This window comes from Spiroplasma sabaudiense Ar-1343, from assembly GCF_000565215.1.
GTDB classification, from domain to species: domain Bacteria; phylum Bacillota_I; class Bacilli_A; order Mycoplasmatales; family Mycoplasmataceae; genus Spiroplasma_B; species Spiroplasma_B sabaudiense.
Genome location: NZ_CP006934.1, coordinates 634,146 through 647,726 on the forward strand (window position 1 = coordinate 634,146; position 13,581 = coordinate 647,726).

12 protein-coding genes and 1 tRNA gene are annotated in these 13,581 nt (G+C 28.3%); 2 read left to right on the plus strand and 11 right to left on the minus strand.

Translation table 4 applies throughout. The annotated features are described in order from the left end of the window. Positions 1–15 precede the first annotated feature (15 nt). Positions 16–810: a phosphotransferase gene (locus SSABA_RS04985; protein WP_025251098.1), complete on the plus strand. Its 795-nt coding sequence runs from the start codon at positions 16–18 to the stop codon at positions 808–810. Here the strand turns inward: SSABA_RS04985 and SSABA_RS02890 are convergent. The 10 genes from SSABA_RS02890 to truB all read right to left on the minus strand — a co-directional run bounded on the left by SSABA_RS02890 (position 803) and on the right by truB (position 11,430). After that, on the minus strand, positions 803–1,552 hold the full coding sequence (locus tag SSABA_RS02890) for a DxFTY motif-containing membrane protein (RefSeq protein WP_025251099.1): 750 nt from the start codon (positions 1,550–1,552) through the stop codon (positions 803–805). The two genes, SSABA_RS04985 and SSABA_RS02890, sit on opposite strands and share 8 nt — an antisense overlap. A gap of 86 nt (positions 1,553–1,638) precedes the next feature. Continuing rightward, a tRNA-Gly gene (locus tag SSABA_RS02895) sits at positions 1,639–1,712 on the minus strand. Positions 1,713–1,775: 63 nt separating this feature from the next. After that, the gene (gene miaA / locus SSABA_RS02900) at positions 1,776–2,726 is read right to left on the minus strand and encodes a tRNA (adenosine(37)-N6)-dimethylallyltransferase MiaA (protein WP_025251100.1); all 951 of its coding nucleotides are present in this window, start codon (positions 2,724–2,726) and stop codon (positions 1,776–1,778) included. 328 nt (positions 2,727–3,054) lie between these two features. Continuing rightward, entirely contained in the window at positions 3,055–4,806 is a 1,752-nt protein-coding gene (locus SSABA_RS02905; protein ID WP_025251101.1) for a hypothetical protein, read from the minus strand. A 101-nt stretch (positions 4,807–4,907) separates the two neighbouring features. Next, a complete protein-coding gene (locus SSABA_RS02910; RefSeq protein WP_025251102.1) occupies positions 4,908–6,659 on the minus strand; it encodes a hypothetical protein in 1,752 nt (583 codons plus the stop codon). A gap of 94 nt (positions 6,660–6,753) precedes the next feature. Then, positions 6,754–8,514 carry a hypothetical protein gene (locus SSABA_RS02915; RefSeq protein ID WP_025251103.1) on the minus strand — a complete coding sequence of 587 codons (1,761 nt, stop codon included), beginning with the start codon at positions 8,512–8,514 and terminating at the stop codon, positions 6,754–6,756. Between the two features lie 147 nt (positions 8,515–8,661). Further along, entirely contained in the window at positions 8,662–9,186 is a 525-nt protein-coding gene (locus tag SSABA_RS04990) for a hypothetical protein (RefSeq protein WP_025251104.1), read from the minus strand. A 192-nt stretch (positions 9,187–9,378) separates the two neighbouring features. Next, positions 9,379–9,645 carry a 30S ribosomal protein S15 gene (gene rpsO / locus SSABA_RS02925; protein WP_025251105.1) on the minus strand — a complete coding sequence of 89 codons (267 nt, stop codon included), beginning with the start codon at positions 9,643–9,645 and terminating at the stop codon, positions 9,379–9,381. Between the two features lie 109 nt (positions 9,646–9,754). Continuing rightward, positions 9,755–10,510, minus strand: coding sequence for a nucleotidyl transferase family protein (locus SSABA_RS02930; protein WP_025251106.1), 756 nt, complete (start codon positions 10,508–10,510; stop codon positions 9,755–9,757). Continuing rightward, on the minus strand, positions 10,510–11,430 hold the full coding sequence (truB, locus tag SSABA_RS02935) for a tRNA pseudouridine(55) synthase TruB (RefSeq protein WP_051464697.1): 921 nt from the start codon (positions 11,428–11,430) through the stop codon (positions 10,510–10,512). Before truB ends, SSABA_RS02930 begins: the two co-directional genes overlap by 1 nt. Positions 11,431–11,648: 218 nt before the next feature. On the opposite strand from truB, the gene SSABA_RS02940 reads away from it, so the two are divergent. After that, complete coding sequence (locus SSABA_RS02940) at positions 11,649–12,185, plus strand: hypothetical protein (protein ID WP_025251108.1); 537 nt, start codon at positions 11,649–11,651, stop codon at positions 12,183–12,185. Between the two features lie 27 nt (positions 12,186–12,212). On the opposite strand, the gene SSABA_RS02945 is transcribed toward SSABA_RS02940, so the two are convergent. Next, the gene (locus SSABA_RS02945; RefSeq protein ID WP_025251109.1) at positions 12,213–13,577 is read right to left on the minus strand and encodes a hypothetical protein; all 1,365 of its coding nucleotides are present in this window, start codon (positions 13,575–13,577) and stop codon (positions 12,213–12,215) included. Between the last annotated feature and the right edge of the window lie 4 nt (positions 13,578–13,581).

Genomic DNA, 13,581 nt, shown 5'->3' on the forward strand with positions numbered 1-13,581 from the left:
TTAAGGGGGTAAATTATGAAAAAGATTGTATTTTTGGAACTTGGTTTAACAAATTCAACTTATTTGGAAAATAATTTGTTCGTGAAAAAAAGCAATTTTATTGTTGATAATTTTTTAGATCGCAAGAATGAATATCAGGTTTTGAAAGAAATCAAAGCCAATCCACAAAATTTTTTGTTGACTCCTGTAGAATTTGGAATTAAAAATGGATTATTTGTAAGTAAATTTGATTATTTTCAAGAAGCTCAAACTTTTGAGCAACTCCCAATTAATGATGAAGCAATTTCAAAAGTTGTTGATGCCTTGCAAAAATTACACCAATTACCCGCAGATAATCCCAAAATTAAAACATTTAACTTTAAAAAAATGATGAGTTTTTTTGAAAAAAATACTCATGAAGTAATATATGATGTAACTGAATTTCGCCCAACTATTGATATTTTTTTGGAAACTAATTTAATTGAAAAATGTGTTTTAACCCACAATGATTTGGTTCCTGGAAATTTTTTGTTTATTGATGAGGAATTAAAAATTATTGACTACGATTATATGTGCTACAATGATCCCCTTTTTGACTTAGCAAGTTTCATTAGCGAAACCTTAAAGCAAAACCCCATTTGAACCCGTCAATTTTTAAAACCATTTAATTTAAGCGTCATTGATTTTAAAAAACTGACAAACTATATTTTTTACCAAAACTACTTATGATTGTATTGATCTATGTATATGCTCGAACGAACTAAAAATGAAGTTTTTCGAAAAATTGCTGATGAAAAGTACCAACAACTTAAAAATACTAAGATTACTTAGTATTTTTTTTGTTTTTTTTCTCTGCTTTTTGTTTTTCTAGTTCTTCTAAAATTTGTTCTCTTTGAAGTTGCTCTTTTTTTCGTAACTCTTCTTTAATTAAAATTTCTTGATCTAATTTTTGTTTTAATTCACTTTGAAAAGCCAATAATTCCTTCTGATCTAATTCTTTTTTAGTTAATTTAGCCTCATAGCGGCGCATTTTCAACAACTGTTTATTGGGAATCGGCTCATTGTTTTTAAATGCTTCAAACATTATTTGGTGATTTTCACGAATTTTATTTTCTTTATTTCTTGCAAAAGCTGTCAGCATAGTTCCTAGAACAGCTGATAAAAATAATCCAACCACTGCCAAAATAATTTTCAAAAATCACTCCACAGGAGTGCTACCCAATCATAAACCATTGTAGATAAAAGAAGTTAATACCACGGAAGTAATTAATGCAAATGTAAAATTGTCTGAGCGGTGCCCTTTTAGAATAAAAATAATGGTGGTAGAAAAAATACTTCAAAAAATCACCAGCAAGCATGCCAATACGACTCACAACGATTTAGGATTTGCCAATTGATTGTAAAACGAAAAGTTGAATTCCTTACCCATTAAAAGCCAGACAAGCAATGCTGGAATAATAGCTTCAATAAACAATCATGCAAAAGAAATTATGAATGGAGTTCGGTCTGCGTTAAATTCATTCATAAAGTGCATATTTTTAATCCCTGCTTTTTTTTGCTCGTTTTCTTGCATAATCAAGCCTCCCAGTTGCTGAAATAATAATATCAAATTAAAATAAAAAAACCTAACATTAATGTTAGGTTTAAAATTTCTATAAATGGAGCGGGTGAAGGGAATCGAACCCTCACAGTCAGCTTGGAAGGCTGAAGTTCTACCATTAAACTACACCCGCATTAATAACCTTTGATATATTACAAGATTTTAAAAATAATGTCAATCGTTTTTAATAAAAAAGTTATTTTTTTTCAGATTTTAATCCATCAATGGCAATTTCTAAATAGTCAATGATTTCTTGAGAGGTTTTTTGGTAATCTGATAGCCGATATTCAAACCATTTTACTCCGCTAAGTTGGTTTTTAAATCAAGTCATTTGTTTGCGAGCATAGCGCCTATTGGCAGTCTGCATATCCAAGATTGCTTGTTCATAACTAATTTCGTTTCTTAAATATGCAATAATTTCTTTTCCACCAATACATTTCAAAGCTTGTTTATTTGCATTATTATCATTCACTGCTAACGCTTCTTCGATTTCTTGGAAAAGACCTCGTTTACACAAATCCAAAACTCGCTGATTTAAAGCTTGATGTAAATCAGAACGTTCAGGATTCAAGCCAATTATAATAACTGGATTTTCAAAATATCAACCTTGACTATCCTTGATTAGATCGGACTTTCTTCCGTTATTTACAGAAATTACAGTGTTTGCCCTTAATAATCTTTGACGATTGTTGACGTGGATTTTTTTGGCTTCTTGAGGATCAACTAAATTTACTAAATTTCATAATTCAAGATTTGATAGTTTTTCAAATCCAAAATTTTCAGTTTTCAATGGCTCTTCTAAAAATTGATATTTTTTGAGTAAGGCATTAATATACAATCCCGTACCACCAACAATTACTGGAATTTTATTTTTTTTTAGTAAATCAGAAATTGTTTGACGACCTTTTTTTTGATAGTCAGCAACAGAATAACTGCCAGTGACAGGTTCAATAGAAAATAAATGGTGTTTGATATTTTGCATTTCACCAGCCATTATTTTGTTGGTTGCAATATCGGTTCCAGAAAAAATTTGAGTAGAATCGGAGTTAATGCATTCCCCTGAAAATTTTTTTGAAATCTCAACTGAAAGTGTTGTTTTACCAGAACCAGTTGGCCCTATTATTAAAATAATTGGAATTTTATTCATAAAAATCCTCATCTAAAAATTTCATTTCTAAAATGCCTATAAAGTTAAGTATCTTAGAAATAAAAATGCCTCCACCCGCTATAACCATGTATGAGATAAGAAGCATTCATTTATATAGCGGTTTTATTACACTCACACATACTTAAGAATAAACTTTGTATTCTTTGTGCTTTCGCACCCTTTTATTATACTATAATTTAAAACTTAATAAAAACAAAAGTTCATTTTTTGTTATGGCTTTATTTTAATAGTTAAATATTGAGTAAATAATTAACTAGTTCAGAGAAATTAAAAAAAATAGAAATTTAACTAAATTTCTATTTTAAAATTATTTAAATTTTCACCCACTTGGTGAAACACCAACTTGTTTCATATTAAAATCACTTCTATAATTAAAAGAAAATGAAATTTTTGCTGTTCCACTTTCTATACCAGATGAAAAGAAATGAACTCTCAATTGTGGATATAAATATTGATTTTCCATGCTGTTATAAAAATATACGTCTCCATCACTATTAAACATAATATTTTTCATAGGAGATGTATTTTGAAAACCATTCCATGAAAATACCAGAGAAAGTCCAAGGTTATTTAATCTTTCTGAGGCCTCTGGATTTGCAGCACCTATTAAATCTTGAAGGTAATCATCCGTTGGTAGTTGCTTGTCAACTAATTCATCTCAATTTTCTGGTTTATTTAAATAATAAATAAAATCTGGATTTGACTCCTCAGAATTTGTTCCATCAAAGTTGTAAAATGATTTAGTAAAAAAGTAAGCATCTTCTCAGAATTGGCCTTCTAACTCAGAAGTGTTATTTTTAGTGGTTTCTTGCTTAACAATTGCTGACATTTCAGGAAGTTCAAAATTATCATCTTCATAACTAATTTGTAAATCTAAAAAATCCACTCTGAAAAGAGCAATTGTTTTTTCTTCATTTTCGGGCTTAAAAGCAAATTTTGACCCTTGATTTTTAATTGAATAATCCAAATTACTTTTTCAAAGATTTAAATCTAAATTATAGGGATTGATACCCAAAGCCATTCCTTCATGCTTAGCTATTAGTTGATCAATGTTTTCAATTTCTTTTCTTTCTCTTTTATCAAAAAACTTACTATCCTTACTTTTGATGTCCTCTAAAAGAATTTTTTCCATTTCCTCATCACCTAGCAACGCACCTTTTAAGGTTGTTATTGGTTCGTTTGTTCGGTCTCAATCAAATTTAGGAGAGCTGTGAGCAGTAGAAGAGTCAGTCGAGTTATTCTGGTTAGCTCTGACTTTAAAATTTTCACCAACAAATTTAAATTTATCTCGATTAGTATCTGCAACTATTTGATTTAAAATTAAAGAAATTTGTGATTTAATTGTTTCATCTTCTGAAATTTGGTTTGCGGTCTGAGCTAAATCACCCTTATCACTTAGAACCTTAAAACTATTTGCGACTTCTTCGCTATTTATTTGCTTTTTATATTCTGTTTGAATCTCTTGAAAAACTTCAGCAACATCAACTTCTTCAAAAATTGACATTTGTGAGGTAAATGAAATTGTTTCAAAATCTTGACTTCCGATTCTATCTAAAAAATAAACATCACTTGAGATTTGAAATTGTATTGTAACAGCCTTGGCATTTTCTTTATGAATAAACTCTATTTTTTCAATTTCATAGCCATTTTTAATTGGTGACTGGTTGTCAATTAACAGCTGCTTGTAATTAACGTTGGCAACCACCTCGCTTTGAACTTCGTTTTCAATTGATTTTCAATTAACTAAATTTTCAATCGCTGATTTAATATTTTGATAATAATCGCTTTCAGGATTATTGAAATCATCAAGTTTTTCAACAAACTCCTCATAATCATATTCAAATGGATTATTTTCTTTCTTAATAAAGAAAAATTTATCAAAATCATTTTTTAAGTTTTGTTGAAAAATATCATTAACAGCTTCGATCATAAGTTGTTTTTGACGTTCAAAGTCATAATCATCAACTACTCTGTCTTTGTTGCGCCCACAAGCAATTGTATTTAACGGAACTGAGACAATCATTGATGATACAGCCAAAATTGATAATAGTTTTTTCATGATAAAGTTTTCCCCTCTTGTTTTTTAATTATGATAATATCTTTATAAATAATAACATAAATCAAAAAAAATAGAAATTTAAATAAATTTCTATTTTTAAATTATTTAAATTTTCACCCACTTGGTGAAACACCAACTTGTTTCATATTAAAATCACTTCTATAATTAAAAGAAAATGAAATTTTTGCTCTTCCACTTTCTATACCAGATGAAAAGAAATGAACTCTCAATTGTGGATATAAATCTTGATTTTCCATGTCGTTATAAAAATATACGTCTCCGTCACTATTAAACATAATATTTTTCATAGGAGATGTATTTTTTCAAGCATTTCATGAAAATACCAGAGAAAGTCCAAGATTATTTAATCTTTCCAAGGCCTCTGAATTTGCAGCATCTATTAAATCTTGAAGGTAATCATCCATTGGTAGTTGCTTATCAACTAATTCATCTCAATTTTCTGGTTTATTTAAATAATAAATAAAATCTGGATTTGACTCCTCAGAACTCGTCCCATCAAAGTTGTAAAATGATTTAGTAAAAAAGTAAGCATCTTCTCAAAATTGGCCTTCTAACTCAGAAGTGTTATTTTTAGTGGTTTCTTGCTTAACAATTGCTGACATTTCGGGAAGTTCAAAATTATCATCTTTATAACTAATTTGTAAATCTAAAAAATCCACTCTGAAAAGAGCAATTGTTTTTTCTTCATTTTCAGGTTTAAAGGCAAATTTTGAACCTTGATTTTTAATTGGGCGATCCAAATTATTTTTTCTAAGATTATAATCTAAATTATAGGAATTGATGCCCAAAGCCATTCCTTCGTGCTCAGCTATTAGTTGATCAATGTTTTTAATTTCTTCTCTTTCTCTTTTAGTAAAAAACTCACTATCCTTACTTTTGATGTCCTCTAAAAGAAGGTTTTCCATTTCCTCATCACCTAGTAACGCCCCTTTTAAGGTTGTTATTGGTTCATCTTTTCACCTTCAACTAAAATTTGGAGAGCTGTGAGCAATAGAAGAGTCGGTTGATTTATTCTGGTTAGCTCGGACTTTAAAATTTTCACCAACAAATTTAAATTTATCTCGATTAGTATCTGCAACTATTTGATTTAAAATTAAAGAAATCTGTGATTTAATTGTTTCATCTTCTGAAATTTGGTTTGCGGTCTGAGCTAAATCACCCTTATCACTTAGAACCTTAAAACTATTTGCGACTTCTTCGCTATTTATTTGCTTTTTATATTCTGTTTGAATCTCTTGAAAAACTTCAGCAACATCAACTTCTTCAAAAATTGACATTTGTGAGGTAAATGAAATTGTTTCAAAATCTTGACTTCCGATTCTATCTAAAAAATAAACATCACTTGAGATTTGAAATTGAATTGTTACAGCCTCGGCTTCTTTTTTATGAGTAAAATCGATTTTTTCAATTTCATAGCCATTTTTAATTGGTGACTGGTTGTCAATTAACAGCTGCTTGTAATTAACATTTGCAACCACATCACTTTGAACTTCGTTTTCAATTGATTTTCAATTAACTAAATTTTCAATCGCTGATTTAATATTTTGATAATAATCGCTTTCAGGATTATTGAAATCATCAAGTTTTTCAACAAACTCCTCATAATCATATTCAAATGGATTATTTTCTTTCTTAATAAAGAAAAATTTATCAAAATCATTTTTTAAGTTTTGTTGAAAAATATCATTAACAGCTTCGATCATAAGTTGTTTTTGACGTTCAAAGTCATAATCATCAACTACTCTGTCTTTGTTGCGCCCACAAGCAATTGTATTTAACGGAACTGAGACAATCATTGATGATACAGCCAAAATTGATAATAGTTTTTTCATTATTTAGTCTTCCTTTTTCTTATTTATAATATCTTTATAAATAATAACATAAATCAAAAAAAAATAGAAATTTAAATAAATTTCTATTTTAAAATTATTTAAACTTCCAGGCACTTGGTGAAACGCCAACTTCTTTACCTTTAAAATCTTCTCTTTTTCCGAATAAAAAACTTAAATTATTTGCATTTTCATTAATATTAGGAGAAAAAAATCATATTTTTAAATATGGATATTCATCGTAATCGTTGATATCATTAAAAAAATAAATGTCTCCATCATTATTAAACTGAATAAATTTTTGGCGACCCCAACCCCCTCATAAGTCCCTACAAATATCGATTGAAAGTCCTAGATTATTTAATTTTTCTAACGCAGCTGGGTCTGCAGCTTCTATTAAATCTGGAAAATAGTCTTCCATTGGTAGTTTTTTATTGACCAATTCATCTCAATTTTCTGGCTTGTTTAAGTAATAAATAAAATCTGGGTTTGAATCTTGTGAAGAGTTTTCGTCAAAGTTATAAAATAATTTATTAAAATAATAAGCATCATCTAAAAATTGGTTTTCAAGTTCCAGTGTATTAGATTTTGTTGTCTCTTGTCTAAAAAAAACCAACATTTTTGGAAGCTCAAAATTATCTTCATTATAACTAATTTGTAAGTTGATAAGCTCCATTTGGAAAATAGCAATTGTTTTTTCTTCGTTTTCTGGAATAAAAATAAATTCTGAACCCTGTTCATCAATTTGTGTTTTTAGATAGCTATCTTGAAAATTATAATCCAAAATATAAGGGTTCATTGATCTAGCCATTCCCTGATGTTTTGCTATTAGTTCATCAATGTTTTCAATAGTTTTTTGTTCTTGTCGAGGAAGAAATTTACTATCCTTATTTTTAATGTCTTCAAGAAGAGTCTTTTCTTCCTCTTTGTCTCCATGTAATGCAGCTCTTAAAGTTTCACCTGACTTACTATATCTTTCCGATCATCCAAAATTTGGCTTAAACCCTTTTGAGAGCATCGAATTTACTGAGACCTTATTATTAGTTCATTTTCATTTGAATTTCTCTCCATTAAATTTAAAACCATCTTCTTGTGTATCTGCAACAATTTGATTTAAGATTGAAGAAATTTGTAATTTAAATGACTCATCTTCTAAAATTTGGTTTGCAGTCTGAGCTAAATCACCCTTGTCACTTAAAATCTTAAAGCTATTTGCGACTTCTTCACTATTTATCTGATTTATATATTCTGTTTGAATCCCTTTAAAAATTCCAGCAACATCAACTTCTTTAAAAACTGACATTTGCGAGGTAAATGAAATTGTTTCAAAATCTTGACTTCCAATTCTATCCAAAAAATAAACATCACTTGAGATTTGAAATTGTATTGTAACAGCCTTGGCATTTTCTTTATGAATAAACTCTATTTTTTCAATTTCATAGCCATTTTTAATTGGTGATTGGTTGTCAATTAACAGCTGCTTGTAATTAACGTTGGCAACCACCTCGCTTTGAACTTCGTTTTCAATTGATTTTCAATTAACTAAATTTTCAATGGTTGATTTGATATTTTGATAATAATCACTTTCAGGATCATTAAAATAATCAAGTTTCTCAACAAACTCCTCATAACCAAATTCAAACGGATTATTATCCTCTTCGATAAAGAAAAATTTATCAAAATCATTTTTTAAGTTTTTTTGAAAAATATCATTAATAGCTTCGATCATAAGTTGTTTTTGACGTTCGAAGTCATAATCATCAACTACTCTGTCCTTGTTGCGCCCACAAGCAATTGTATTTAACGGAACTGAGACAATCATTGATGATACAGCCAAAATTGATAATAGTTTTTTCATTATTTGGTTTTCCTTTCTTTTATTATAAAAATATGTATTTTTATTATAACACAGTAAAAAATTACATATAATAAATAAATTAGTAATTAAAATAAAGGTTCGAAATTTGGATATAAAAAAAACATGTATTAAAAACATGTTTTTTTATTATTTCTTAGATGATTTTCTAATTTGTAGGTTAATACGTTTTGGTTCAACTTTAGTATCTTGGAATAAAGTTGTCTTACGAACTTTTTGAATAACTTCTGCTGGAATTTTTACATCTCTTAGTTCATTATAAGTATCTTTTGTGTCTCATGATCCTGTTACTGGAGCAACTCACATTTCGTCAGCTTTACGTTTAACTTTTGCATTCATTCAGTGCATTGCAATAATGTTATTTACTTCATCGCTGTCTCCACTTGGGTCTGCTAGAGTTAAAACTCACCCAAACTCTGATTCAAGATTTTTTTCTTGAACTTTAATAATTGCTCCACAAACATCACGACGGTAGATTGATTGGTTATGGCCTGAAACTGGTTCTGCTTTTTCTCAAATGAATTTTTCTTGAACTTCAGTTAGCTTAATACCTTCTACTACGATTTTTTTTGGTTTAGGATCACTTGCTTTTCTACGAGTTTCTAAGTGTTGAGGCTTAGATCCTTTTGTTTTTTTAGTTGTTTTAGTAGCCATGTGCTCTACCCATCCTTTTCTTTTTTTATTTCGATTAGATTCTAGCAAATAACTAATTTATAATTAATTACCAAAATACTTATATATTATATCAAAAAACATAATTATTTAAAATAGTTAACGACAAAAAAAATTTAAAACATAATAAAAATTATAAAATACACTATTTTATATAAAAATATAAATTCTAAACTATTTTCTTAGATTTAGCTTTGAAATAATGCCTTTATAACGTTCGAAATCATTTCTAATTAAGAAGTTTAAATGATGTTTTCTTTGCGAAACTTTTTTCAATAAACTTCTTCTTGAAGTAATGTCTTTTTTATGTAACTGCAAATGTTCAGTTAGATTTTTTATATCATCAGTTAGCAATGCTATTTGAACTTCAGCAAGCCCAGTGTCTTTCTCGTTTTTTCCAAATTCTTTAATAATTTGGGCTTTTTTAGTTTTTGATACCATAATTTTTCCCCCTGTTTTTTTTCACTGGTCATGTTATATCAAAGTATTAATTCGGGACAAATTAAAACAACGATAAACTTTACCTAAATTTATTATAATAGAAAAAATACTATTTTCCTAAATATTTTAAAAATATGACAGTTTTTGGTTCGATACCCTCAAGTTCTGAATCGTTAATTTTTAAACGATTGGCAATAACATAAAAATTGATTTTTTTACCTTCAACTAGGCCTTGGTATTTTCCATCCATCACTGTGATTGCGTTGTCTTCGGATTCATATAAATTAGCCTTAATTTTTGAAATTTTTAATTCTAATTTTTTTAGCATCATTTTGTTTGCTTGTGCAACGTGGCCAGTGGCAATAAGTTCTTTAATTTCACTTGATGAAAATTCATCTACCCTGTGATAAATAACAACATTATCAGTTCCAAATTTAGCTAATAAATCATATATGTCACCTTGGCCGCGATATCCAAATGATAAATCGCTTCCAACAACTATTTTTTTAACATTTACCTTGGTTTTCATTCACTCTAAAAAATCCTCTTTAGAGATTTTTATCATTTCCTCATTTACATCAATTTCAATGACATAGTCAATAAAAGTTAAATCTTCAATTTCTTTATACTTAATTTCGTTATCCAAAATTTGCTCTGAATTTCCACTTAAATAAGACTTAACTTTTCTTGAGAAAGTTATAATTACTGATGCTAAATCGTTTTTAACAGCAATTTTAGCAGTTTTTTTTAATATTTCTTGATGAATTCTATGAATTCCATCAAAAAAACCAATTGCAGCCACTGACGGTTCTTGGATTTGGACTTTTTCGATTTCCTTACTTAGGTTGATTTTGATAATTTTCATTAATAGCCCTCCATCTCAGCTTCAGTTTTTTTAATATTTGGATCATCTTCTCATAAGCCCCGTTGACAAGCATACAAATGATTTGCTACATGCTTATAAATTCCAATGACTTTTTTTTCATCATTGACAATAAATACAATCGGTGAAGATATATGAGATAGTGTGATTTGCTTTCCCTGTCTTACATCTTGCTCAAAATGATACTGCATTAGAACTTGATTGCTTCTTATTAAGGTTTCATACATTGGCAACAAGTGCTCTCATTTAATTTCATCCATTTGTTTTGCTTGGGTTAACTTAAAGTTTCCCGAGGCCGTTCTTGTTAATTCCTTGACAGTTGCGATTGTCCCCAAGTCTTTGGCAAAATCGCAAACAAAACTTCTAATGTAAGTACCTTTGCTAACTTGTAACTTCAATGAAATTGTATGTTCTTTTTTATCATACTTTATCAACTCACACTCTTTAATTGTTACTTTGCGAGGTTCGATTTTAACTAAATCCTCTTGCTTGTTTCGAGCGTATTCATAAAGCTTTTTGCCTTGAACCTTTATTGCTGAATATATAGGTGGGTATTGATCATAAATATAACCATTATATTTATCAACAATATCTTTTAAGGCTTTTTTATCAATTTTAAAGGGTTCTTCACGCTTAATTTCAGCTCCGGTGATATCTTTTGAATCGGTATCTAAAAATAATTGCAATTTCACAATATATGATTTGTTTTCTGCCAATAAAAAATCACTAATTTTAGTTCCTTGATTAACCAAAACAACCATTAGTCCAGAAGCCAAAGGATCAAGAGTTCCTGCATGGCCAATTTTTTTAATATTTAGTTTTTTTTGAATTTTCTTTATCAAATCATTGGATGTCATGCCTGAAGGCTTATCCACTAAAAAAACTCCAGATTCTTGTAACATTATGCCCCGCCTTTAAGTTCAACAATTTTATTTTACCTTAATTATTAAATTAAAAAACAAATATTTAGCATAAATAACATTGTATTTTTTCAAAAAATGTTAAAATATCATTTAGTGATTAACCTGCTTTAAGCTTAGGCAAGTTATTTTATAAAATATATATATGAAATTTTAGTAATTTTATGGTATAATTATTTAAATGAAAGGTAGTGTCTGATATGATATTTAAATCAGAATTATACAATGAAATTGAAGAAGAGTTTGCAAAAGTTAGTGCACGTGAATATTTAAAAGTAGCCAACCCGCTAAGTAATTTGAAAACAACACTTTATTATTTGAAAAAACATCACTTTACTTCAAAAGAAGAATTAGAGAAATTAATTGTTAAAGAAATTTCAGAAACTATCAAAATATTAGAATCAGATATAATTACCAAGGCAATGGCGTTTCAAGAGTTAGCATATAATAGTTACCAACAACTAGTAGATCCTCAAAAATGAATTAATTTTAGCCAAAGAGAAGCAACTATTTTAAGTTTTGATGAGTATCCAGAAAAAGAATTAAAACTATTGCGTCATTTACATATATTGTGATTAACTTGAATTTACTGCGATGAAGAGCTGCGAAAATTAAGAATTAGAAGTAGTAAAGATAACTATATAAATTTAGGAAAAGCTCAACGAGATTATATTGTTAAAAGAAACAACATGTTAAAAGAGCGAATTGTCCAAAGACAAACTTATGATGAAGATTAAAAAAAGCGAAACTGAAGTTTCGCTTTTTTAGTTATCAAACCCTACCAGGAATTGTTCTTCTGAAATTTCATCCACAGTTTGCATTAAAGTGATAAGTAAATCCTCAAAATTTTCAATTTTATGTAAAGGGTATTTTGCATCAAAGTATGGTTTTACATAGACGATTTTAGCTTTATAAACTGATAGTCAATCATGGGCAATTTGATTTAAAGCCTCCATCGCCTCTCTTTGCTTTAGTGAGCGGATTTCTTTTAATAAATCATTTGGCAATTTTTCATAAAGTTCTCGTGATTTTTTAGTAAGCGCTTTTTGATAACCAACAATGTTTGTCACTCCAGTTCTTATTATGGGGGTTACGACATAACGTTTTTCAAGATTGCGACTAGCATCAAACGCCACTTTTGAATACCCATTTTCTTCGCTCAAACCTGATTGTAGTTCATATTGTGAATCATAATTATTTAAATCAAAGATTTTTATTGCTGAAAAAAAATCAACCGGCATTGAAAAAAAGGAATTTGTAAAAACTGAATATCGAGAAATCGAATCAAATAACTCATCTTCTTTAAAATTAAAATTGTTAAAGTAATAAGTATTTACCTGAAATAATCGCTCCAGAATATAAGTAAATAGCTCCTTAAAGTTAACATTTTTTCTATATCATTTTTTCAAGTAAGTTGAGCTCATTATTTTTTTTAGATCAATATTTCTGAATTCTTGAGTTTTTTTATTTCAAGTTGTTTGATCTAAGTATTTTTTAATTTTTTTTGCCATAAATTCATAAAATCATCTCAAAAACAGCATATCCAAATGGTAATAAAATTCAAAGTCATCCTTTAAAACAAATTTTATAATTTTTTTTAAAGACTTCAAATTATCATTTGCAATTCTATTAGCAAACTTAAAGGCCTCGCTAACTTCCACAACTAAATCGGCTTGAATTTGATTATTTCTAAAAATAAAATACTTGTCATTTTTATCTTTGTTTTCATTCTTTATGATTGGTTGCAAATAATAATTTATATTAGTTTTGTCAACTGATATACTAATTTTAATATATTCATTACTTGTTACTTTAGTAATTTTAAAATTAGTTTGCAAATCTGAAAAAGCTCTATCAATTTCCTTATAAAAATCTAAAAAAGTTTCTTTTTTTAAATTTTTATTACAATATCGAATTAGGGCGACATCTAAATTAATTTCTTGATCATAGTCAGTTACAGAACCAAAGTTAAACTCTCCCAGTTTTTTAAAGTGGATTCCGTGTTTTGAAAAAGTTGCCTTTAATTTTTCAGTGCTTAATTTTATTTGTTTTTTCACACCTGATTCAATAGTTATGTGTTTTTGAACAGCTAAGTTAAACTGTTTTCATTCCGGAATCTTCTTAATCAAAATT